This is a genomic window from Psychrobacter halodurans (genome assembly GCF_017498075.1).
Classification (GTDB): Bacteria; Pseudomonadota; Gammaproteobacteria; order Pseudomonadales; family Moraxellaceae; genus Psychrobacter; species Psychrobacter celer.
In genome coordinates, this window is record NZ_JAGBKN010000018.1 from 22473 (window position 1) to 46513 (window position 24041).

Below are 24041 nucleotides of genomic sequence, written 5' to 3' on the forward strand. Positions count from 1 at the left end.
TACCTTTACTACAATAATAGAGAATATTTATGAGTACTAAAAACGAACAACTATTTGCGCAAGCTCGCAAACATATCCCAGGCGGTGTCAACTCACCTGTCCGTGCCTTTGCTGGAGTAGGTGGTACGCCGATTTTTATGCATCGTGCCAGCGGTAGCAAAATCTATGATACCGAAGACAATGGCTATATCGATTATGTTGGCTCGTGGGGGCCGATGATTTTGGGTCATGCTCATCCAAAGGTGATCGATGCGGTCAAAAAAGCGGCGGATGATGGCCTGAGCTTTGGTACACCAACCCCATTTGAAACCACCGTTGCCGATAAGATCTGCGAGATCGTGCCAAGCGTTGAGATGATTCGCATGACCAACTCAGGCACGGAGGCGACCATGAGCGCCATCCGTTTGGCGCGTGGCTATACGGGACGTGACAAAATCGTTAAGTTCGAAGGCTGCTACCATGGCCATTCAGACAGCTTATTGGTCAAAGCAGGCTCAGGAATGCTCGACATTGGCGAGCCAACCTCAAAAGGCGTGCCAGCGGATTTTGCCAAGCATACCATCACCATTCCTTATAACGATCCGCAAGCGATTAAGGATTGTTTTGAAAAGTGGGGTGATGAGATCGCTTGTGTCATCTTGGAGCCGATCGCTGGCAACATGAATATGGTCGTGCCCACGCAAGCGTTCCACGATACCTTGCGTGCTGAGTGTACTGCCAACGACGCCGTGCTAATCTTTGATGAAGTGATGACGGGTTTTCGTGTCGGTCTTGGCGGCGCGCAGGCACATTTCGGTATCGACCCTGATCTGACCTGTTTTGGCAAAATCATCGGTGCTGGCCTGCCAGTAGGCGCATTTGGCGGAAAAGAGAAAATCATGTCTTGTATTGCCCCACTAGGCGGCGTTTATCAAGCGGGTACGCTATCGGGCAACCCACTTGCCATGCGTGCAGGTATTGCGATGTTTGAGGACTTAACGGTCGCGGGTTTTTATGACGAGCTATCGGCCAAAGTAGATAAGCTAATCAGCGGCTTTCAGGCAGCTGCGGACAAACATGGTATCAATCTACGCACCAATAACGTCGGCGGCATGTTTGGCATGTTTTTTGTCAAAGACTGCGACACTACTGTACCGCAAAACTTCAATGACGTGACGCAGTGTGATATGGAAGCCTTTAACACCTTTTTCCATGGCATGTTAGATCGCGGTATTTATTTGGCACCGTCAGCATATGAAGCAGGCTTTATGTCTATCAAGCACAGCGATGCAGACATCGATGCCTCAATCAAAGCCGCTGACGAGATATTTGCTGAGATGGCAACAGCGTAGTTGCGGTTTTTAGCATGGGTTTGAACGCTCTGAAAATGAGCGCTCTAAAAAGGTCAGTATCATAAATGGTGCTGACCTTTTTTTATGGATATGAATGCGGTGTACAGCCTTTATTTGATTTTATCAAACTTAGCATCTTTTAGGCTCAGTCGGCCGCGCAGTACGTCACTGTACATACGAAAGTCGCTGACAAAGCTTTTTAGTGGAGACTTAAACGACGCGGGTTTGTTTTTTTCAAAGAAAAAATGACCGACCCAGGCACAGGCATAACCTGCGGCGATGCCTTTAAGCAGCGGGGCGGGCGAGCGCGACTTGACCGACTTTGCCAGGCCCAGTAAGCCAAAGCTACTACCTGCGAAGTGCAACCGGCGGCAAGCCATGTTTTGATGCTCATCTAAATAAAAATCATAAAAGCTTTGTTTGGTTGGGCTGACAGCTATCATCATGCTTTTTTTAGCATTGCTGGCCGCTTGAGCATCGGTGTTTTTGGTAGTGTTTTGTATGGTAGTTTGATTCATTTATTTAGCTTCCTTGCTAATCGTTTATTGAGTGTGGACATTAGGGGGCTTTTTGTTTTACTAAAACGGCTAGGCGGTCATTAAGTGACTGTTATTTATTATAATATTGGTCGTTTTTAATGTAGCAAAACGCTATCCTTAACACAAGCAATGGATGTTTATGGCGCATTTGTTATTTTGTCGATGATGCGCTTGCTGCTTAATTAGCATTTGGGTCGCTTGCCAGTGTTTGGCATAAATGCTTTAATGGCGAAAATTGTGTCACTGCTGTCTGTTGGCCTCTTACATTGATGTTGATGGCCCGTTTTTGTCATGTGGTTTTTATAGTTTGGTTATTATAAGGTGTTTGACAGCTTGGCTTTGCTTGAGCCAGCCGTTTGACCCAGCGCCGCCCATGTATGTACCTTTTATCCCACTAATATGGTAACGATTTCGCTTATGCCCATTGATTATTTTACAAACCCGCCAATCGCCGACGATGAAATGATGGCCGCCATTGATATCGGCTCCAATAGTTTTCACTTAGCCATCGCTCGTTTAGATCATGGGGAGGTGCGTAAAGTCGTCTCTATGTCAGAAAAAGTGCAGCTGGCCGCGGGACTGGATGAGCACAACATCCTAAGCGCGGCGGCTGAAAAGCGTGGCCTTGGATGTCTTAGCCGCTTTGTGGCGCGTTTGGATTCGGTGCCGCCTGAGCGTATTCGGGTGGTTGCCACCAACGCCTTGCGCCAAGCCAAAAACGCCAATGACTTTATCAGCCGTGCCAATAAGATTTTGCCCAAGCCTATCGAGATTATCGCAGGACGAGAAGAGGCGCGTTTGATTTATTTGGGCGTTTCACATACCAATGCCAGTAGTGATAAGCGTTTGGTCATCGATATTGGTGGCGGCTCGACGGAGTTTATCATCGGCCAAGAGTTCGACCCGCTACTGACCGAGAGTTTGCAGATGGGCTGCGTGGCCTTTACCCAAAAGTACTTTGCTGATGGGCAGATTACCAAAGACGCGTTTACCAATGCCATCGCAGGCGCGCGTAAAGAAGTACTGGCGATCAATGGCCGTTACCAAAAAGTCGGCTGGAGCAGTGTGGTCGGCTCAAGTGGTACCATCAAAGCGGTGCGAAATGTGTTGGTGTCAAAGGGCTGGGCCGATGAGCAAGAGCGCATTACCTATAAAGGGGTGAAAAAACTCGAAAAACTGCTGCTAAAGATCGGCAACGTCGGCGATATCGATTTAGAAGGTGTCAAAGAGCATCGAAAGGCGGTGTTTCCAGCGGGGGTGGCGGTCCTGCGCGCGGTGATGAAAGTGCTGGGCATCGAGACCATCGTCTATTCTGACGGCGCGCTGCGCGAAGGCGTCATGTATGATATGTTAGGGCGTTTTGCGAGTGAAGACGTGCGTGACCGCAGCGTGCTGGCACTGATCAAACGCTATTCAGGCGACAAAAAACAAGCCAAACAAGTGGTCAAAACCAGTCGGCATTTATTTGAACAAGTCAAAGGTACGCTGGGTCTGAGTAGTGATGATGGCGATTTGCTCAGACGGGCGGCGTTTTTGCACGAGATAGGGCTGGCGATCAGTCACAGTAGCTACCATAAGCACAGTGCTTATTTGCTTGAGCACTCAGATATTCCGGGGTTTTCACAGGTCGACCAAAAGCGCATGGCGCAGCTGATGCTCAATCACCGCCGTAAGCTAAAAGCCGATATGTTGGAGCAAACCTGTACCATCGGTGGCAACCAGTTGGTCTATCTGTGCTTGCTCCTGCGCTTGGCAGTATTGGCGCATCACAGCCGCAGCGACCATGAGCTACCAGCATTACAGCTCGCTGTCGTCGATGATCACTGCTGGCAGATCACGGTTGCCGATAGTAGTGAGCACTATGCGTTTTTGTTGCCAGATTTGCATACCGAGATTGAGCAGTTTGCCAAATGGGGTATCAAGCTTAGCGTGATAGAGGTCTGATGGCTCTAGCATTTATGACTATAGTTAGTTCGAAATAAAATCGATACGCTCATATAAACGTGCAACTGGTACAAATTTTCCTTGCTTGCTGTGTCTACGCTGACAGAGGCTACGCAAAATTCATACCAGCTGCACTATATCGGTTTTAAAGTGAATTAACCATATTATTATGCCAGATGACGGACACCATCGACGTATCAATGTGCCTTACCGGTGGCATGTGCCCTATCGTTAGTAAGGTGGTTTACAGATCTAGGTAACAAAAGCCGCTTTGACAATAATGTCATGCCATTTAAGATGTGCTACTATAGCTTCTATTGAGTTTACAACTGTACTTTTATTATCAAAAACCGATAACATTATTGAGTATAATTATTAAAGGGAAGCATTTATGAGCACTGTCTGGGATAGTGTGCAGCTTGCACGGCACGCTAAGCGTCCATTGTTTATGGACTATGTCAATCAGCTGTTTACCGAGTTTGATGAATTACATGGCGACCGCGCGTTTGCTGATGACAAGGCCATCGTAGGTGGTCTGGCGCGTTTTGAGGGTCAGCCTGTGATGGTCATCGGTCAGCACCGTGGTCGCAGCACTCGTGAGCGTATCGCCCATAATTTTGGTATGGCCAATCCTGAGGGTTATCGTAAAGTTATTCGTTTGGTAAAAATGGCTGAGCGTTTTAATATTCCGGTGATGACCTTTGTCGATACCCAAGGCGCGTACCCAGGAGTGGGCGCAGAAGAGCGCGGCCAAGCACAAGCCATCGCGGAGAGTATCGCAGTCTTCTCTAGTTTACAAGTTCCTATCATCGTGACCATCATCGGTGAAGGCGGCTCAGGCGGTGCGCTGGCCATCGGCGTGGGTGACAGGGTCAATATGCTACAAAACAGTATCTACTCGGTCATCTCACCTGAAGGCTGCGCTTCTATCTTATGGAAGACTGCCGAAAAAGCCCAAGACGCCAGTGAAGCGTTGAAGCTAAACGCGGTAAACCTGCATCAAATGGGTCTGATTGATGCGGTCATTGAGGAAGGTGAGGGCGCGCACGTACAGCCGCAGCCTGTCATGGACGCACTAAAGTCCTTGCTCACTGAGCAATTAAAAGCGCTCAATGAGATGGATGTTGAAACCCGCTGCGCGCTGCGTTATGAAAAGCTCAAATCCTTTGACTCTGAAGTGATGCTGCCTTGCTGATTTATTGATGAGTCATATCGCAAAGTAAAAGTGCTAAAATAAAAACGTGTCATTATATGGCGCGTTTTTTTATGCATAGGTGATTTATAAGAGGTGGTTTATAAGATTTTGAGCCAATAAATTGTTCAATCATCTAAGCAGCCAGATATTCTCCGCTACTTTTTAACTACTACGATTTAAATCCTTTAAAAAATAACTTTGTATTGAGTGACTTAATCGCCATGTATCTGACGTATTTGGACTTTACTATAATTAACAGCATAATTTCTATACGACGTACATATGTCAAGGCTCATGATATTTTGCTTGCTATAAACAAGGCTGATTATGACCAGTAGCGCAATTATTCCCTCTCCTATTAAGCCCATAGCGACGCTACCAATTGATGAAGGTTTGGCGCAGGCATTGCTGAGTAGTCTGACAGAATACGGCGCGCAGCTGCATGGCCGGCGCGTCTGGCTGGCCTGTAGTGGTGGGCGAGACTCTTTAGCGCTGGCGGCGCTGTGTGTCCAGCTATATCATCACGGCCGCTTGCCGTTTTTGCCGCAGTTGCTGCACGTCGATCATGGCCTGCAAGCAGATAGCAGCGTCTGGGCGCAGCACGTCGCGCGTTGGGCCACCGCGCAAAATCTGCCTTGTCAAATCTTGCGCGCACAGGTCAAAGGTCAAGACGAGCAGGCAGCACGGCACGCCCGCTATGAGGTGATGCGCGCCGTACTCAACACCGACGATGTACTGATGCTTGCGCATCATGCTGATGATCAAGCCGAAACGATACTGATGCGGCTGATACAAGGCGCTGGGGTCAATGGGCTATCAGGGATGCAGCCGTGGCGCACGCAAACACAAGGTGGCCGGCGCAACGCACTGTGGCGGCCATGGTTGACTGCCAAACGCAGTAAGATCAGCCGTTATGCGCAGCGTCTACAACTCCCCTATATTGATGACCCAACCAATGAGGCAGGGGACAATGTCCGTAGTGGTCTGCGCCGCGATATCATGCCAGTTTTGGCCACGTACAATCCAAACGTTATTGATAATATCGCTCGTAGCGCCCAGCTATTAAGTGACGCACAATCCATCATCAATGATCAGGCAATAGAGGATCTGCAGCGGGTAGCAGTCAGTGACTTGCAGCTCGCGTCCGCCCAGCGGGTACTCAATATAGCAGTGCTAAACACGCTGTCGTCATACCGTCAGCGCCAATTGCTGCATCATTGGCTTACTCAAGATGAGCCATTACCACCCACAAAGCAGCTGGTAGATGAGGTATTTGGCCTTAGCCGGCGTCAGGACTCTAACCACCAAACCGCGCTTTTTTGGCAAGCGAGTCTACAGTCTTACGTCATTCGCCGTTATCGTCAGCGGCTGTATCGTATAAGTAGCGACTGGCTGGATTGGCTGACATTACCGCTGGGTAAGGTGGAGCATGTAATCTCTGATCTGACAGATGAGGTAGCTAGTACACCTGCTATCAGACAGCAGCCTATCTTGATGACATTACGCAGTGACACACATTTCGTTTGGCAAGCCAAGATTTGGCCTCATGCTTTAGCCACTTTATTGGGTGGTGATAGAAGCAGCAGTGCTACGTTCAGTAAGGACATGTTAATAAAAGACACGTTAAGCAAAGGTACACTAAGAGATAAGCTTGCCAACCATCAGGGTACCATTCGTCTCTCGTTTGCGCCGTTAGCGCGGCAGCAGCGCGTGCGCACGGTGTCCATGCCGCGGCCACAAGCGGGCAAAAAACTATATCAAACGCTGGGCATACCAGTATGGCTGCGTGAAAGCTTGGTGATAGTAAGCGTCGACTGTAGGCATTCAAAAGACGGACAAGACGATCTGATCGAAAACGCAGCTGCCGTGCCTATCTTATTGCTGTCGCCTTTTGATTGTTGGATATTGCACACAGATATCATGCGCGTAGAGAGTAATCATCCGGCGGCGTTTGATGAGATAGCTGAGGGTGTCGTCAGTCAGATTATGATACAAAAAGCGCGCTAGACAACAAAGCCAGCAATACCAAAGCTGCGCCAAAATCCGTCCAAATAGAGGCGATAACTCTATCAGTCAATGAGGCAACAAGCGGGCAAGTAAGCCGCTGAATTTATCAAACGATGCCAGTAGCAGTATGGTAAACTGAGTGTCATTTTCCCTAGCAGTATGTTAGTTTGAATACTTTTGGATTTTCGCGTAGGAGACAAGTATGTCAGTATTAGATAATAAAAAAATCAGCTTTATCGGTGGCGGCAACATGGCGCAGGCTCTGATTAGTGGGCTTGTCAGCTGCGGTGTGGAGCCAAGCTTGATTACAGTTGCTGACCCTAGTAGCGAGGCGCGCGAGCAGCTATCTGCTAAAGGGCTAAACGCTGTCGACCCAACCGCCGATGCTACCGCTGCTGTTATCGGTGCTGACATCGTGGTATTGGCCGTCAAGCCGCAAGTGATGAAAGCGGTGGTGAGCGGCTTTGCCGCTGCGCTAGATCAGCAGCTGGTGATTTCGGTCGCGGCAGGTCTGTCGACGGCTTTATTGACAGACATGCTCGGCGGCTATAGCAATATCGTGCGCGCGATGCCAAACACACCGGCGATGATTCAGATGGGTGCGACTGGCCTATATGGTACAGACGCTATCTCTGCAGAACAAAAGCAATTGGCAACGGCGGTGATGGAAGCATCAGGGTTAGTCATGTGGGTCGATGATGAAGCACATATGCATGCGGTCACGGCCGTTTCAGGCTCAGCGCCTGCTTATATGTTTTACTTTATCGAGTCGATGGTTGATGGTGCAGTCGCGCTGGGGTTGAATAAAGAGCAAGCGTCAGCACTGGCCATGCAGACTATGCTAGGCGCGGCAAAAATGGCGATGAATAGTGATGACGCACCAGCCGAGCTGCGCCGTAAGGTCACCTCGCCAAATGGTACGACGCAAGCGGCCGTCGAGTCTATGCAAGCCAACGAGATTGGTCGTCAAATCATTGAAGCCATGCAAGCCTGCTACGATCGCAGCCAAGCGCTGAGCGAAGAGATGAGTAAATAATCGCTGACTGCTGTTATCTATCTTGGGATATGTCAGACACGACGGCATATCTCACTTTTAATCAAAAAACGCCTGATAAAGACATTCGTCTTCTTAAAATCCGTTAATAACGTCACATTGAGTAGCGCTTCATGAACAACATGTTATTTCAAATCTTTGATTTGGTCACCACTTTCGCCATGATGTTGGTGTTTATTCGTTTTATGCTGCAGTTTGCTGGTATGGATGCTCGTAACCCCATGATTGCCCCTGCCTATAAAGCGACCCATATCGTCGATGTGTTTGGGCGTATTTTTCCGACCGTCGCGCAAGGCCGAATCAGCATCGCTGCCATTGTATTGATGTTTTTGATTCGTCTGATCGACATCTCTGGCAAAGCCGCTTTGATGCATAAAGGCATTGCGCCGGTGCCGTTGTTTTTTACGGGCACCACCAGCTTATTATTAGACTTTTTGCGTATGTGTCGCTACTTGGTCATCGGCTCTATTATCGTCAGCTGGATTGTGGTATTTACTCAGTCTCAGCATCCAATTATCGGTATTATCATCAGTCTGGCGGAGCCTATTTTGGCACCGTTTCGCCGCATCACGCCAAACTTAGGCATGTTTGATTTGTCACCGATGGTGGCTTTTTTGGCGTTTTATTTACTTGAGATATTCATCGGTGGTTTGGCCGCCAGCTTTATGCCAATGTTGGGTTAACACTAGGGCGCTGCGCTGTTAACTAGCCTGAGTAAAGGGCGCTCTATCGATATAGAGCGCCCTTTTTGTATATATTTATTGGATTTGTGAATAATTGACAAAACGATTGGGTATCAGTTGGGCGGCGTCGTCGTCAGGGTGCGGGACGTCAGCGGCGCGTAGCGTCTGAGTGATCCAGTTATCTGCCGCTTTGACGGCGTCAACCAGCGCATCGCCCACGGCTAAGTGTCCAGCGATAAAGCTGGCAAGCGAGCAGCCAGAGCCATGAAACTCACCTTTTAGGCGCGGCAAAATACTCTGATGTACCATCTCACCATTGATATACAGATACTGCTCGATATCGCCGCTGTCGAAGTCATGGGAGGTTTTTACCAAGACGGCACGGGTGCCTTGCGCACACAGTTTTCGTGCAGCGACATGTAGGTCTTGCTCGCCGCTTAGCGCACGCAGCTCATGCGTATTGGGGGTGATTAAGGTCGCGTAGGGGAGCAGCTTGCGAAAGGCGGTGACCAAGGTCTGCTCATTGCCCAAGCTGCCGCCGCTATTGGCGACCAGCACAGGGTCTAAGACAAACGGCGTGTCAGCGTCGATGGTTTGCTTGGCAAACAGCTCTGTAAGCATGGCGATATTGTCAGTGGTGCCAAGCATGCCGGATTTTATGGCACGGACCGGCAGATCTTCGAGCACGGCGATGGCTTGATCTTTGACCAAACTGGCCGCACACGCCTCAAACCCATACACCTGCTGCGAGCTTTGGATGGTGATGGCGGTACAAGCGATGGCGGCATGGGCGCCGGCTTGGCCGATGGCCTCGATATCCGCTTGTAGCCCAGCACCGCCTGAGGGGTCCAATCCTGAAAAACACAGTACCACGGGTCGCATAACATATCCTTTTATTTATAAGAGCTATCAGAAAACTGATAAATACTATAGCCAGCCAATAAGCAAAAAGCCAGTATCAGCATAGCGTTAACCTGTTTTAAAACAAGTAGCGTTCTACAGACATAAAAAGTGCCAGTTTTGTGTTGCATTGATTGTACTTATGGCAGGTGGTTCATTCAAACAAACCAGCCTATTGCAGCCTTGTGTATAGGAGGTCTCTGATGTACAGATTTGGGCAGTATTGTTGGGCACAATGAGCGATAAAAGCATTTAAATCAATAATTATCATAAAAGCGAGATTAAATCTGCCGACAAGGCTTGCAATTCGTTTTGGCTTTGTTATAATACTCGCCCACGACATAAGACGTATCGTTAGCATCGATACTGTATTTATAAGGCTGTTTTTGAACAGTATTATAAGTGTCTTACTTCGTTCGGTGAAGTGGGTGAGTGGCTGAAACCAGTTCCCTGCTAAGGAACCATACGTGTAAGCGTATCGAGGGTTCGAATCCCTCCTTCACCGCCATTTATTTTGTTGTTATAATAGTGCTAACGCAGTATATCGACGATAAATGATTTTTTAGCGATGACTTCAAAAAATAATTTGAAATTATCTTAAAAAATCAGTTGACATAAGCGATATTATCTATATAATGACCAACCTAATTTACTGCAATTGTTATTAAACACTGTAGTGAATGATGTGCAAAATACGCGCCTGTAGCTCAGTTGGATAGAGCACTTGGCTACGAACTAAGGGGTCGGGAGTTCGAATCTCTCCAGGCGCACCATTTGCATACTAGCTTACCTTTTTAAGGTTTAAGCAAAACCTAAAATAATCGCCTGTCTTATGACACTTTGGCGATTTTTTTGTGTCTGTCTTTTTTATATCTATCATTTGCGCACAATACATACCAGTAGCACGTGGCGCATATGTCTTTAATCATCAAAGGTACGATAAGCGTTTGAATTACGGTACAATAGCGCTACTATTCACTGCTTGCTATGAGCTTGTACCATGTCAAAAAGTTTATCCAAACGCCCGCCAAAAACTGCGTCCAACCCCTCTGCGCCTAAACCCTCTGCACCCGGTGCGCCTGTGCAGCAAGACCCAAATGAAGCACCTAGCATTGCCAAACCCTTAACTCGGGTGGTGGCGATTTTGTATGATGGTATGCTGATTTTGGCGCTGTTGTTTTTGGTCGGTACGATGTTGACGGTGATTGGGACTTTGCTGACCATGGAGACTGGTACCGAATCGTCGCAAGCGCAGTCGCTACCGACTTGGTATCAAAACCTTGTCATGACGCCGGCCTTTGTTTTGACCTTGGTGGCGTTTTATGGGATATTTTGGCGACGCGGCGGCCAGACCCTTGGCATGCAGACATGGCGGCTAAAGACCGTCAACAATGCTGGGCATTTATTGACTTGGGGGCAGTCGTTTAAACGCATATTGGCGGCTTGTTTGATGCCGTTGCTGTTTGGTGTCATCGGTAGCCTGATCGGTGGTTCGCGCACGATTATGCTAACCAGTGCGTTCTTGGGTTTAATTTTTAATTACGTGTTTTGTTTGTTTAATCGCCGCGGTCTTGCCGTACAAGATATGCTCTCAAACTCCATTACTCTTAAGATGCCAAAAGTGGCGCATGAGGGACTATGGCGCGGTTTTAAAAACCGTAAGAAAAATCAATAACTGTGAGATTGTATAGTCGATTCTAAATAAAACAGATACATTATATGTCAACGTGGAACTGGGATAAATTTTCCTTGCGTGCTGTGCCTACGCTGCTCGATGCTGCGTAAAAATTATCCCAGTCCCACTGTATCGTTTTTATACTGAACTCACTATATGATAAGCGTCATTTGTGCCGCTTATCATACAGGGGTGATAAAGCGCTGGCAGTTAGCACACCTACCTCGATCTCATCTTCTCTCTACATGTTGACGGTTTGCATCAGCCACAGTGTGTAGCCGACAAAAAACAGCATCAACGCCGCACCTGAGCCCCGGCTAAAGGGGCGATGTCTGATAAAAGCGGCGCCGCACAGCACGACAAGTAGCAGCGTAATTGCACTCATCGCCAGCACATCACGCGACAAAATAATCGGACTGGCGCTAATCGGAGCGATCAAGGCTGCCAGACCCACCACGCCTAAAGTGTTGAAAATATTAGAGCCGATGATGTTGCCCAGTGCCATATCGTGTTCGCCTTTGCGCGCCGCTGATAGGCTGGCCACCAGCTCAGGCAAAGACGTGCCGACGGCGACGATGGTCAGACCGATAATCAGCTCGCTCAATCCCCATAGCGTCGCCAACTCTACTGCACCCCAGACGATGGCGCGCGAGCTGGCCACCAGCATGGTCAGTCCAAGGAACAATGCCCACAAACCACGCAGCAAGCTTGGCTCACTATTTGCTGCGCTCAGCGCGTCATCCACTGCGCGGTGCTCTACAATCTTATTATCATCGATATCATCAACCTTATGTGAGCTGCCTTCTCGCAAGCTCAGCACGATCTGGATGCCTAAGACCACGACCAATAGTGCTAAGAGTGCCAGTCCATCAACGATACTCAGCTGCCCGTCACGCAGCTGCCACGCGGCCAAAGCGGTAATGATGAGCAATATTGGCAGATCGCGTTTTATGATGCCTTTATGGATGATTATGGGGCTTATTAGGGCAGTTGCGCCCAGTACCAAGGCGATATTGATGATGTTTGAGCCATAGGCATTACCCAGTGCCAGCTCCGGACTGCCTTCTAAGGCGGCCAGTACCGACACCACCATTTCGGGTGCAGAAGTGCCAAGACCCAAAATAATGACCCCAATCAAAAAACTGGGTACATTGAGTTTTTTTGCCAGCGCCGTGGCACCATCAATAAAAACGTCTGCACTCCATACCAAAATTGCCAAGCCGATCAATACAGCAGTAACTGCCAACCACATCAGTATGTTTCCTTATCAATGAATCATGACACCAAACTCAAAAAACACGCCAACCCCTGTCAAGCCGTTAAAACTTGTCAAACCGTTAAAAATAGGTTTATCTACAAAGTAGCTGGCAGGTATTGTCCAGCGCCGCCCATCTTTAAGTTTGGAGAAAAATATAAATGTGCCAGATAAAAATGGCACAAAAAAAGCTGAATCCTCTGTAGAGTCAGCTTTTATGTACGATAATCATATATATGCCTTGGCGGCTGACAGCGGTGACGTCTGATATGGGTCAGCAGCGCTTGGAGCGTCAGGCGCTTAAGCCACTTGTACAGGGATGATATTGGCGGTGTCTTTTACCGTGTTGTCTTCGTTGCAGTAGACCAGTTTTGGCTGGTAGGTCGCAGCTTCTGCTTCATCAAAGTGCGCATAAGCACAGATAATGACGATATCGCCTAAGTCTGCCATATGAGCAGCAGCACCATTTAATGAGATGATACCAGAGCCTGCTTCGGCGCGAATCGCATAAGTACGAAAACGCTTGCCATTGGTGACATTATAGATGTCGATTGATTCGTTTTCGCGCAGACCGGCGAGGTCCAATAAATCACCATCGATACCGCATGAGCCTTCGTAGTGCAGCTCGGCATGAGTGACGCGGGCACGATGTAATTTGCATTTAAGCATATTAAGTAGCATAAGTTGCTTCCTTAGCGTAACAAAGATTAATGAACGAAATCATCATGTTAGTGGGGGCGATTTTGCCAAAATAAAAGACTACTATAAAGTATCACGTAACAAGCGCAGTCGTAAAAGCCCAGCGGTAAAGGTCTGGCCGTTATGATTCGGGCAGTTTAAAACCATTAATTTGTGAACGGGCTTTTTCGATATCACCGCCTAACAGCAATGGCAACGCATCAAACGCGGCGCTCAGAGCACTGTCGATGGCAATCTGCTCATCAGGTGAGGCCTTTGAGAGGACATGTCCACTGACCTTTGATTTGTGACCTGGATGCCCGATACCGATACGCAGTCGATGAAAGTCGTTGCCGATATGCGGGGTGATATCACGCAGACCGTTATGGCCGCCATGGCCGCCATTTGTTTTGAGCTTGATACTACCCGCTGGAATATCCAGCTCGTCGTGCGCGATCAACAGCTCATCGTTGTCGATGCCATAAAAGTTGACCATCGGTACCACCGATTGACCCGATTTGTTCATAAAGGTCGATGGCATCAGCAAGCGTACATCAGCGCCATGAATCTGTCCGCGTCCCGTTATCCCATGAAACTTTTTGTCAGGAGAAAGGGCGATATTGAACTGCTGCGCCAAATGATAGACAAACCAAAACCCTGCATTATGACGCGTAAACATATACTGCTGACCGGGATTACCAAGACCGACAATAAGCTTTATGGCCATAAAAACATCCTGCTTAAATGTGATAAATGAGCGTAAGGTTGATTGTGCTGTCGTTTATGTCTGACAGCACTGTGATGCTCAAACCCTACTTACAAAAACAGCAGGAGATATACATCACCTGCTGTTTTTTTTGACGAAACGAACCTATCAGCAGGTCGACGGCATAGTGCCACGACCTAGCGGTCGTTTATTATTCGCCGTCTTTGTTTTCAGCGCCTTGCTCGGTCGCAGGTACGTCAGCTGCATCGACTTCGTCAGCATCTTCGTCAACTTCTTCAACCGTTGGTGGCTGCATGTTAACGATAGTACGGTCGTGTGCATCTTCCATATCAAGTTCGAAGATGATAACACCTTCTGGTAGTTTGATGTCTGATAGACGGAATAGATCGCCGATTTCCATGCCTGATACGTCAACTTCTAGGTATTCAGGTAGTTGTGATGGTAGGCAAACGATTTCGATGTCAGAGACGAGGGTAGACAAGATACCGCCAGCTTTTGTACCTGGTGCTTCTTCACGGCCAGTGAAATGCACAGGAACATTCATATTGATTTTCTGACCTTTTACAATGCGCTGGAAATCAGCATGCATTGGGAAGCCTTTAGCTGGATGGCGTTGTAGGTCTTTGATAACGACCTGATGCGCTTCGCCATCGACATTTAGCGTCAAGATGTGTGAGAAAAACGCTTCAAATTCAAGAGACTTAACCAGCTCATTGATTTTGATAGAAACCGCAGTTGGCTCTTCGTCACCACCATAGATGATAGCAGGTACTAGGTTCTGCTTACGTAGGCGGCGGCTCGCACCTTTACCTTGCTGTTCTGCAGAACGGGCAACTGCACTTAGTTCGAAATGATTAATACTCATGGATATAATCCTATAAAAAGATAAATGAAGTGTCTGGTCATAAAAAAGTGGATTTGCGACCAATCCACTAATACGTGATGAAAGCTCGATGACCGGTCATCAATGACGCTGACAACCAAGAAACAGAGCAATATATTTGCCGTCATCGTTTACTGACAAATATCAGCAAAAACCTATCTGGCAAACGTGATCAGCACTTTTAAAGATGCCAACCATCAAAGATCACACAAACGGTCGGCACAGGCGCGCATTATACGTGGTTTTGTAGCAATAATAAAGACCTACGCAAAATGCGAACACAAAAAACAGCGCCATATCATCAAATATGGCGCTGTTTTTTTATATCAGGTGTGTGTGTAGCTGTATGTGCAAACCGCCACTGACAGATAAGTCGTTAGGCGTCAAACATGGCGCTGATAGACTCTTCGTTATTGATGCGGCGTAAGCTCTCAGCGAGCATCGGTGCGATACTGACTTGGCGGATTTTGCTACAAGATTGAGCAGCAGGAGACAATGGAATGGTATCAGTCACGACCACTTCATCTAGGGCTGACTCAGAGATGTTTTTTAGCGCATTACCCGATAGTACAGGGTGGGTGATGTAAGCCAATACGCGGCGCGCGCCGTTTTCTTTTAATGCTTCAGCGGCTTTGCATAGGGTGCCTGCGGTATCGACCATATCATCAACGATGACGCAGTCACGATCACGCACATCACCGATGATGTGCATTACTTGCGACTCATTGGCACGGGCACGGCGCTTATCGATGATCGCCATGTCGGTGTCGCCCAATTGTTTGGCCATCGCACGAGCACGTACCACACCGCCAACGTCAGGCGATACCACCATGATGTTGTCGTAGTCTTGTTTTTGTAGGTCATTTAACAGGACAGGGGTGCCGTAGATGTTGTCGACAGGGATGTCAAAGAAACCCTGAATCTGATCTGAGTGCAAATCTACGGTCATGACGCGGTCGATACTGACGATATTTAGCATATCGGCGACGACTTTGGCTGAGATAGGGACGCGAGCTGAGCGTGGACGACGGTCCTGACGGGCATAACCAAAATACGGCATGACTGCTGTAATACGGCCCGCACTAGAGCGACGAAGCGCATCCGCCATCATCATGATTTCCATCAAATTGTCGTTGGTCGGTGCACAAGTCGGCTGCATGATAAACACGTCTTTACCGCGCACGTGCTCTTTGATTTCCACGGCAATTTCGCCATCAGAAAAACGCGTGATGTCAGCTTTACCAAGAGGAATGTGTAGGTGGTCGGCGACGGTTTTCGCAAGTTCTGGATGGGCGTTGCCCGTAAAAATTGCCAAATAAGGCATGACTGAAGTCCTATTTATTGACTCAAGCAGCGACCACTAAGCAGTGTCTAACTGCCCAAATAAAGAAAAGAGTGGTGAAAGTAATTATAGACTACTAAGATAGTAAAAAATGGCAGGGGTAGCTGGACTCGAACCAACGGATGTCAGGATCAAAACCTGATGCCTTACCAACTTGGCTATACCCCTGTAATGTCTAGGCAGGACGAGCGCTGAATGCTAACAAAGTATTAGCTAGGCGTCGCTACCTATCAACCGTCTAAGACGGCGTTCCCTAGCGGTGTTCATTGCGAACTATACCGAAATTGGGAAGGTGTTGTCAATTGCTATCACTAGCAATCCAAACTAAAAATGGCAGGGGTAGCTGGACTCGAACCAACGGATGTCAGGATCAAAACCTGATGCCTTACCAACTTGGCTATACCCCTATTGTGGCGACCTATTATAAGTAAATTTTTAGATTTTGCAAGTCATTTGCGCCTTTTTCTAGTATTTATTAAAAAATTTTGCACTCGATTTTTTATATAGTCGATTCTAAATAACACAGATACACTATATTTCAACGTGGAGCGGGTATAAATTTTTCTGACGTGCTGTTGTGATACTCTTTTTAAATACAGTTACGTAGTCTCCATCGGCGTAGCGCGCAAGGAGTATTTATATCAGCCGCCTTAGTGTGTATAGGAAAGCCGCCGCTTTTGGGACGCAGCCTGTACTCTGATAGCGCCATTATAAGTTATCTACCAAGTAAGCAGGACAAGGCGCATTTGCCAGCCATTTTTTTATTAACGCCTTATCGGTAGCAATACTGGCATCCAATGGCAAAAATACCGCACTACCAGAGCCGGTCATCCGTGCTGTGCTGCGTGCTACCGTCTCTAAGACTTGTAAATACTGTAATGCATCATCGACGGCAGGGGCGAGGCCGGTGACGACAGGTGTGAAGACATTGTGATACGGCGCATGTAGAGCTTGTGTATAGTGCGCTGCTTGGCGCTTGATGGTCGGTATGGAGAGGGGGATAATATCACGCTGCAGCGTAGGATGGGTAAACAGCTCAGCGGTGCTGACATGTGCCGTAGGCGTCAAGACCAAATACTGCTGATCTGGTAGCGCTATCGGCGTTAATTGCTCACCAATGCCCTGCGCAATCGCGTCCTGACCAAAGATAAAAATCGGCACATCTGCGCCCACTGTCGCACCGATGTTTATCATCTCATCTTGGGAGAAGTCAAACGCCCATATCTCATTAAGTGCCAGCAGTGTCGTCGCCGCATTAGAGGAGCCACCGCCCAGCCCTGCGCCCATGGGTAAGTGTTTGTCCAGCTCAATCGTCACTGGCGCAAGCTGCTTGGATAGCTTGTTTGACGCTATGGCCGCGGCCAATAAAGCGCGGGCCGCCTGAAAGATCAGATTGTCCGTGACATGGCTGGTGATGGCTTCTGCGCCTGTCAGCTTTAATAGTCGCTCACATAGCTGATCGATCGCTAAAGTGCTATCGATGTCTACTAGGCCATCTACAAGTGAGAAATGCAGATAATCGCCCCAATCAAGCAGGCGAAAAACCGTTTGCAGATCATGATAGCCATCAGCGCGCTTGCCAGTGATGTGCAAAAACAAATTGAGCTTGGCAGGTGAGAGACGAGTCATCGTAGAAGCAGATGATGCCGCTATATTTTCAATCATATGTTTTCAGTCATGTTTTTTCATCATAAGGTACAGTTATAAAAAGCTATATTAATGAGCAACGATAGCTTTTGAAAGGCGATCCGTTGTTGATACCTGATGGATTAATGATTAATCGTCATGACAACCTTGTTGCCTTGTGGCTGCACTGCGCTGATTTTGGAAGGTCGTTTGTCTGAGCCTCTATAAGTAAAGCTGGCTGTCCACTCACCATTGACCGAGCTTATCAGGCGGTTTTGTGCATCGAGCTTGGGCGCGCTGTCTGAGGGTGCGGGGCGACCAGATATCCAGTAGGGCATTTGCGAGATGGGCGCTTGCCAGCCTGTGGCTTTTTTTAGCAGGGTCTCAGGATCATCAGCGGTCAAAGTACCGGTTTTTTCGCTGACCAAGGTGGCCGTCTGACCATCGTATTCGATATTGGTTTTGCCAATACCGAGTGCGCCAATCAGCTCGATGGCAAATCGATCGTCTTGCTGGCCCCATGCATAAAACGCACTGCCACCTTGCGCGCCGCTGCTGTCACTGGCAGGCGTGGTCACACCAATCTTGCCGGTGATATTAAAACGCTCAAGCTTGTTTGGCTGCTCGCTGTTTTGACCTTGTATCATGGTGCCTGATTGATGACTAGCATTGGCAGTCTTTAGAGACTGACAGCCAGAGGTGATGGCAAGGGTAGCCGCCATCGCTGTCAGCAGGATCAGCTTTTGCGATTTAGCTTTAGACTGAAACTTAGATTTGCACTTGGATTTATATTTGGATTTAAACTCGGCAGGGAGCTGAAAAAAAAGGGTGGCAACTGGCATAAAACATCCTCAAAAACAAACAAATTTGCAAAAATAATAATTTTGATTAAAGGCTAGCTTAAGCGTTATTTGTTACTCGCTTATACGCGGCTGTTAGCTTCTTATAAGTGCCTTGTAACCGGTGCCCCGCACCCCGCTTTTGCACAGACTCTAATACAGTTGTATGCGGTCGCTGATATTATGCTGACCAAATGAAAAGCGCTGCTGCAAGTCGGCAAGCAAGGCCTCGACTTTGGCATTATCGCCCAGGCCTTGATAGGCACGTAGCAACAGCGTGCCTGAGCGTAAGGTCGGAAAGACATCATAAGGCGTCTGTAGATAGTCGATGACTTGCTGATAGCGTTGGTTGGTCAAGGCGTTACTTGCCAATATGTTGAGCGCTTGCAAGTGCAGCTCGTTGTCGTAGCGCGGATCATCATAACGAATTTGGATGATGTCGGTCGCCAAGGCCAAGCCTTGCTCAGAGTTTGGCTCATTGGCCAAGAGCAGCTGGGCGTAACTTAGCTGATAGGCCAGATTGCTCGGATCGAGCGCGCGCAGATGATTGAGCAAGGTGCGTTTGACGATATAGTCGTTTTTATCATCGAGGAGCTGAGCTCGAGCAAACAATAGCATCTCATTGTCAGGGTATTTACGCGCTGCCCGAGTCAACAGCCGTAGCGCTTCATCCGGCTCGTTTTGTTGCCATAAAATATCGGCCTGCATGACATAAGTGTCAGGGGCAAAGACGCTAAATTGTTTGCGTAGTTTTTCTAAAGTGCTGATGGCGGCAGCGACATCGTCATCAAGTAGCTCAAACGCCACCACCTTTCGACGTGCCTCCAATACCAAGTCTTCTTGCATCACTGCATTGAGATAGTGTTTGGCTTGCTCAAAGCGCTGCTGACGCTCAGCACTGATGCCCAGATAATAATAGGCCCGATCGAGATAAGCCGGAGATGTGGCGAGTATATTTAGCAGCTCATCAGCGCTGCGGTACTCTTCGATATCCAGACTGACCAAGGCGGCAAGCAAGGTAATCTCCGCATCCTCACGAAAATGCTCGTGCGCTTGTAGTAATAATTGCCACGCCTCTTGGCTTTGTTTTAAGTCCAGTAAATAGCGAATCTCGTATAGGTACAGACTCTTGCTATCAGGGTTGCGCAGGCGCGCTTGGCTAAGGTAATTGACCACGGTTTCGGCGGTGACGATTTTGCGTAAGATATCTGCCTTTAGGGTAATAAAAGGCACATAATCAGGCTGGCGTGCCAGCGCACGGTTGATATGTACAATAGCAATCTCAGGCTCATTAAATTGATAGAGCAGGCCTGCCTTTAGTACCGACAATGACGCATTTTGCTTGCTATCGAGCGGCTGAAGCGCGGCGAGTAGATCGCGTTTGTCAGCATCGGTATTGGGATAGATACCGATTAATATCTCGCTTAAGTCGGCGCGTGGGTCGTAGCGTAAGATGCGGTTTAGTGTCTCGCCTGCCAAGACGTAATCGTGTGCACGCAGTGCCAAATGCGCGACATAAAACCAAGCAGGCACGTGATCGGGGTTTTGCTCTTGCCACGTTTTGGCAAACTGTAACGAGTCGCCCACACTCTCGTTTTGTAAAGACAGGCTCAGCGCCCGCTCAAAGACAGCGGTGGCATCCTTTTTGAATGATTGCTGTTTATAGATGGCGACGGCGCGTTGTTTGTCATCGCGATCAGCGGCAAACTCTGCTGCCAAAAGCGCGTACAAGCTTGGCTCGTTTAGCTCAGGCTGCCAGATACTAGCAGGAGCCAAGCGCTGCACATCGACAGTCTCTGGCAGTCTTTCGCTGGCGCTGGGTGTCGCGGCGCTCGTAAGCGTGCTGGCGCTGTTTTGCTGGTTTTCTGCCTTCGCTGGAATATCGATAGCACTGGCGTGCACAGGGGCAGATAGGCACAGACAAACAGCCAACGATAGCGTTAGCCGATAGCGTTGGCACAAGCGCTCTATAATGAGGTTTAATAAAGCGCGTAGGCTCAATCGCTCATCAAGTGCTGGCGGTGCCCGAAATAATGACCCAAAAAAAATCATAAATAGCTGTGTTCGCCCGATAGTGACTGCCTAATCCATAGGTAGCGTTTAATAAGGGGTGGTTCGTCAGGTTAAGGTGCGTTTTCAATGATGCAGGCTGAGATGAAAACTTAGGGTAACACTCAGATGAAAGTGCCTGTCAAACATTATAAGAGTAGAATGACAAGATAAACAATAGCAGCCGTGTTACTCAACTAGCGCACAATTACAGATGCAGGGTGTCATGTAATGATACCCGTCATAAAAGTCGCCTAGGTGGTTGATTTGTCGGGCAAGTGCCCAGATACAAGCAAATACTCATCCGAAGTGGGTGAGTGTTAATTAACGCTGGTAATAATGATATAATAGGCGATTTTAAGCTCTTCCTTTTAGCGCTGTCGTCGCAAACGGTATTTTTTGTTTATATATTATATATAGTGAGTTTAGGATAAAAATGAGACAGTTCCGTGTTGAAATACAATGTATCTGTTTTATTTAGAGTCGACTATATAAGAATTGGTTTATATAAACAATCAAAACACCGTATGGCTGGCAGGTGAGCGTCATTTTTATGGTCTATCAATAATGAGATTAGTGGTCATTGGGGTCAATCACAAAACCGCACCAGTCGCTCTACGAGAGCGCTTGGCGCTTGTTGGTGACGATGTGAATGTCGCACTCGAGCAGTTAGAGGCCTTTACCGATGGCAGTGTGATCGTCTCGACCTGTAACCGTACCGAGATTTATGCACTGGTACCGCAGCCTGCAGAAAGCGAGCCTGCCCCGTCTGCAACCAACGCCGCCACGACCACCAGCACCACTCTATCGGCCGCCGCCATCAGCGCTCATATTATTAAGATAAAAACATGGCTGGCTGAGTTTAAGCAGCTGCCACTGGCCGAGATTGAGCCTCATTTATACGTGCACCGTGATACCCATGCTCTGACGCATTGGCTGCGAGTGGCCGCAGGTTTGGACTCGATGATCTTGGGTGAGCCGCAAATCCTTGGTCAAATCAAGCGTGCCGTCCATTTGGCACAAGACCAAAAAGCCTTGAGTAATCAGCTCGGCTGGATTGTCGATCAAGTCTTTGCCGCGGCCAAACGCGTGCGAAATGAGACCAAGGTGGGCGCGCAAGCGGTGTCGTTGAGCTTTGCTGCGGCCAAACTGGTCACGCAGATATTTAATGATTTGCCCAGTCGGACGCTATTGGTCGTTGCCGCAGGGGAGATGAACCGCTTGGTGGCGACGCATATCGCAGGGCTGGGTGTGGGGCGAGTGATTATTTGTAATCGCAACCCTGAGCGCGCCGAAGCCTTGGCGGCCGAATTGCGCCATCCCAATCGCCGCGTCGAGGTCAGAGCACTTGCGGAGCTGCCGCAAGTGCTGGGTGAAGCCGATATTGTCAGTAGCTGTAGTGGCAGTATGGATGTACTCATTGATAAAACCATGACGCTACAGGCACTCAAGCGCCGTCGTTATCAACCGATGCTGATGATCGATTTGGCAGTACCGCGCGACATCGACTCGACCATTAGCCGTATCGATGATGTATATCTGTACTCGGTCGATGATTTGCAGCATGTGATCGCAGGCAATATCGAGCAGCGCAGGCAGGCAGCTGTCGATGCCGAATTATTGGTCAGTCAGCTGGTCGTTGAGATGGATCGCCGTTTTCAGGTCCGTCAAGTTGGCAAAGACATCCAGCAGTATCGTGCCCGTACTCATGATCAGGTGGACAAGCTGCTACAAGCCTCTATCGCCAAGCTACAGCAAGACAATGCCGATCCCGAAGATATCCTCACCGAGCTGTCACGTCGCCTTACCCAGACGCTGACCCACGCACCATCCAAGCTTATGCGCAAAGCCGCCCGCCAAGGCGATAGTGAGCTGCTAGATTTTGTGGTCTCGGGACTCCAAGACGCCCACCGCCGCCGCTAAATCTCTTACTCGCCCGTTCACTAAACACGGGTTGGTTTTTTGGTAGATTACCCCCTATAATCAATGGGGCGAAAACACAGGTTATACCCATCCAAAAATCCGAAAACGAGCAAGGAGCATCCCATGACTGCCTTACGTCAAGATATTGATCCAAACGGCCTACTAGAATACTCCGTGGTCTATACTGACCGCGCCCTAAACCATATGTCAAAAGCCTTTCAGCAAGTCATGAACGACTTATCTGCTGACCTAAAATCTGTCTATAACGCCGATGCGGTCGCCATCGTTCCTGGCTCTGGTACTTATGGAATGGAGGCTGTGGCGCGCCAGCTGGCCAATGATGAAGACTGCTTGATCATCCGTAACGGCTGGTTTAGTTATCGTTGGACACAAATTTTAGACAAAGGCAAAATCGCCAAGTCATCAACGGTACTGACAGCACACCGCGAAGACGGCGATACGCCAAAGCCGTTTGCTCCTGTCGCGATCGAAGATGCAGTCGCTAAAATTAAAGAGACCAAGCCTGCCATGGTATTTGCCCCGCACGTCGAAACCTCATCAGGTATTATCTTATCAGCAGACTATATCAAGGCATTGGCCGAGGCGGTCCATAGCGTTGGTGGCTTGCTGGTCATTGACTGTATCGCCTCAGGGTGTGTCTGGCTTGATATGAAAGACTTGGGCATCGATGTGCTGATCAGCGCCCCACAAAAAGGCTGGAGCAGCACCCCAGGCGCAGGGCTGGTCATGCTAAGTGAAGCGGCTGTACAAAAAGTAGACAACACCGAGTCGGACAGCTTTAGTATTGATCTAAAACAGTGGCTAAATATCATGCGCGCCTATGAAAACGGCGGCCATGCTTATCATGCGACGATGCCCACTGATAGCTTGCGTCAGTTCCGCGACACCGTCAATGAAGCCAAAAAAATCGGCTTTGATCAGTTATGTGAGGCGCAGTGGGAGCTGGGTAAGCGCATTCGTCACGTGCTCGAAGCCAAAGGGATTGCGAGCGTGGCAGCAGAAGGCTATCAAGCACCAGGCGTGGTCGTCTCTTATACCGACCGTGATGATATGCATAAAGGCGCGGCGTTTGCGGCGGCTGGCGTACAGATCGCCTCTGGTGTGCCGCTCAAAGTTGGCGAGCCTGATAATTTTAAAACCTTCCGCTTAGGTCTGTTTGGTCTGGATAAATTGACTGATATCGACGGAGCTGTGCAGCGCTTTGAAACTGCGCTAGATGAAGTATTGGCCAGTTAATAGCTCGTATTAAACTGAGGGCATGCCCTAATCACCATTTATCTGATTGGGCATCATCCAGATCACATACTGAACCTATAATCATTGGGTTCAGTATTTTTTTACCCTTTTATTATATTTTATTATATAATGTA

Annotated in this window: 19 protein-coding genes and 4 tRNA genes; 11 read left to right on the plus strand and 12 right to left on the minus strand. The window is 48.5% G+C overall.

All coding sequences use genetic code 11. From position 1 onward, the window contains the following. Nucleotides 1–29 precede the first annotated feature (29 nt). A complete protein-coding gene (hemL, locus tag J3491_RS08885) occupies nt 30–1331 on the plus strand; it encodes a glutamate-1-semialdehyde 2,1-aminomutase (protein WP_075102210.1) in 1302 nt (433 codons plus the stop codon). Nucleotides 1332–1441: 110 nt separating this feature from the next. On the opposite strand, the gene J3491_RS08890 is transcribed toward hemL, so the two are convergent. Then, complete coding sequence (locus J3491_RS08890) at nt 1442–1777, minus strand: Mpo1-like protein (protein WP_241900619.1); 336 nt, start codon at nt 1775–1777, stop codon at nt 1442–1444. Between the two features lie 510 nt (nt 1778–2287). On the opposite strand from J3491_RS08890, the gene ppx reads away from it, so the two are divergent. The 5 genes from ppx (at nt 2288) to J3491_RS08915 (ending at nt 8753) form a co-directional block, all read left to right on the plus strand. Then, nucleotides 2288–3814, plus strand: a complete 1527-nt coding sequence (gene ppx / locus J3491_RS08895) for an exopolyphosphatase (RefSeq protein WP_207969910.1) — start codon at nt 2288–2290, stop codon at nt 3812–3814. A 391-nt stretch (nt 3815–4205) separates the two neighbouring features. Beyond that, entirely contained in the window at nt 4206–5009 is an 804-nt protein-coding gene (locus J3491_RS08900) for an acetyl-CoA carboxylase carboxyltransferase subunit alpha (RefSeq protein ID WP_075102213.1), read from the plus strand. A gap of 327 nt (nt 5010–5336) precedes the next feature. After that, nucleotides 5337–7016 carry a tRNA lysidine(34) synthetase TilS gene (tilS, locus tag J3491_RS08905; protein ID WP_207969915.1) on the plus strand — a complete coding sequence of 560 codons (1680 nt, stop codon included), beginning with the start codon at nt 5337–5339 and terminating at the stop codon, nt 7014–7016. A 202-nt stretch (nt 7017–7218) separates the two neighbouring features. Then, nucleotides 7219–8052 (plus strand): pyrroline-5-carboxylate reductase, encoded by an 834-nt coding sequence (gene proC / locus J3491_RS08910; protein WP_207969917.1) that lies wholly within the window; start codon nt 7219–7221, stop codon nt 8050–8052. Nucleotides 8053–8183: 131 nt separating this feature from the next. After that, entirely contained in the window at nt 8184–8753 is a 570-nt protein-coding gene (locus J3491_RS08915) for a YggT family protein (RefSeq protein WP_075102216.1), read from the plus strand. A gap of 75 nt (nt 8754–8828) precedes the next feature. Here the strand turns inward: J3491_RS08915 and J3491_RS08920 are convergent, their stop codons facing one another. Continuing rightward, complete coding sequence (locus J3491_RS08920) at nt 8829–9635, minus strand: hydroxymethylpyrimidine/phosphomethylpyrimidine kinase (protein WP_207969918.1); 807 nt, start codon at nt 9633–9635, stop codon at nt 8829–8831. A gap of 436 nt (nt 9636–10071) precedes the next feature. On the opposite strand from J3491_RS08920, the gene J3491_RS08925 reads away from it, so the two are divergent. The 3 genes from J3491_RS08925 (at nt 10072) to J3491_RS08935 (ending at nt 11328) form a co-directional block, all read left to right on the plus strand. Beyond that, nucleotides 10072–10161: transfer RNA gene (locus J3491_RS08925), tRNA-Ser, on the plus strand. 188 nt (nt 10162–10349) lie between these two features. After that, a tRNA-Arg gene (locus tag J3491_RS08930) sits at nt 10350–10426 on the plus strand. A 227-nt stretch (nt 10427–10653) separates the two neighbouring features. Continuing rightward, nucleotides 10654–11328 (plus strand): RDD family protein, encoded by a 675-nt coding sequence (locus J3491_RS08935; protein WP_100748751.1) that lies wholly within the window; start codon nt 10654–10656, stop codon nt 11326–11328. Between the two features lie 241 nt (nt 11329–11569). On the opposite strand, the gene J3491_RS08940 is transcribed toward J3491_RS08935, so the two are convergent. The 10 genes from J3491_RS08940 to J3491_RS08985 all read right to left on the minus strand — a co-directional run bounded on the left by J3491_RS08940 (nt 11570) and on the right by J3491_RS08985 (nt 20730). Next, entirely contained in the window at nt 11570–12580 is a 1011-nt protein-coding gene (locus J3491_RS08940; protein ID WP_100748752.1) for a calcium/sodium antiporter, read from the minus strand. A gap of 303 nt (nt 12581–12883) precedes the next feature. Beyond that, nucleotides 12884–13264 (minus strand): aspartate 1-decarboxylase, encoded by a 381-nt coding sequence (gene panD, locus J3491_RS08945; RefSeq protein WP_075102220.1) that lies wholly within the window; start codon nt 13262–13264, stop codon nt 12884–12886. Nucleotides 13265–13403: 139 nt separating this feature from the next. After that, nucleotides 13404–13988, minus strand: coding sequence for an aminoacyl-tRNA hydrolase (gene pth, locus J3491_RS08950; RefSeq protein ID WP_100748753.1), 585 nt, complete (start codon nt 13986–13988; stop codon nt 13404–13406). Between the two features lie 190 nt (nt 13989–14178). Next, entirely contained in the window at nt 14179–14853 is a 675-nt protein-coding gene (locus J3491_RS08955) for a 50S ribosomal protein L25/general stress protein Ctc (RefSeq protein ID WP_100748754.1), read from the minus strand. Between the two features lie 394 nt (nt 14854–15247). Next, a complete protein-coding gene (locus J3491_RS08960; protein WP_058367921.1) occupies nt 15248–16195 on the minus strand; it encodes a ribose-phosphate pyrophosphokinase in 948 nt (315 codons plus the stop codon). A gap of 110 nt (nt 16196–16305) precedes the next feature. Beyond that, a tRNA-Gln gene (locus tag J3491_RS08965) sits at nt 16306–16381 on the minus strand. A gap of 163 nt (nt 16382–16544) precedes the next feature. Beyond that, nucleotides 16545–16620 (minus strand) — tRNA-Gln (locus tag J3491_RS08970). A 301-nt stretch (nt 16621–16921) separates the two neighbouring features. After that, nucleotides 16922–17878 carry a 4-(cytidine 5'-diphospho)-2-C-methyl-D-erythritol kinase gene (gene ispE / locus J3491_RS08975; RefSeq protein ID WP_207969920.1) on the minus strand — a complete coding sequence of 319 codons (957 nt, stop codon included), beginning with the start codon at nt 17876–17878 and terminating at the stop codon, nt 16922–16924. A 104-nt stretch (nt 17879–17982) separates the two neighbouring features. Beyond that, nucleotides 17983–18681 carry a lipoprotein insertase outer membrane protein LolB gene (gene lolB / locus J3491_RS08980; RefSeq protein WP_424108354.1) on the minus strand — a complete coding sequence of 233 codons (699 nt, stop codon included), beginning with the start codon at nt 18679–18681 and terminating at the stop codon, nt 17983–17985. 150 nt (nt 18682–18831) lie between these two features. Beyond that, on the minus strand, nt 18832–20730 hold the full coding sequence (locus J3491_RS08985) for a tetratricopeptide repeat protein (RefSeq protein WP_207969922.1): 1899 nt from the start codon (nt 20728–20730) through the stop codon (nt 18832–18834). 564 nt (nt 20731–21294) lie between these two features. On the opposite strand from J3491_RS08985, the gene hemA reads away from it, so the two are divergent. Both hemA and J3491_RS08995 read left to right on the plus strand, forming a co-directional pair. Then, nucleotides 21295–22650, plus strand: a complete 1356-nt coding sequence (hemA, locus tag J3491_RS08990; RefSeq protein ID WP_207969924.1) for a glutamyl-tRNA reductase — start codon at nt 21295–21297, stop codon at nt 22648–22650. Nucleotides 22651–22773: 123 nt separating this feature from the next. Then, on the plus strand, nt 22774–23907 hold the full coding sequence (locus J3491_RS08995; RefSeq protein WP_075102226.1) for an aminotransferase class V-fold PLP-dependent enzyme: 1134 nt from the start codon (nt 22774–22776) through the stop codon (nt 23905–23907). The last annotated feature ends 134 nt before the right edge of the window (nt 23908–24041 follow it).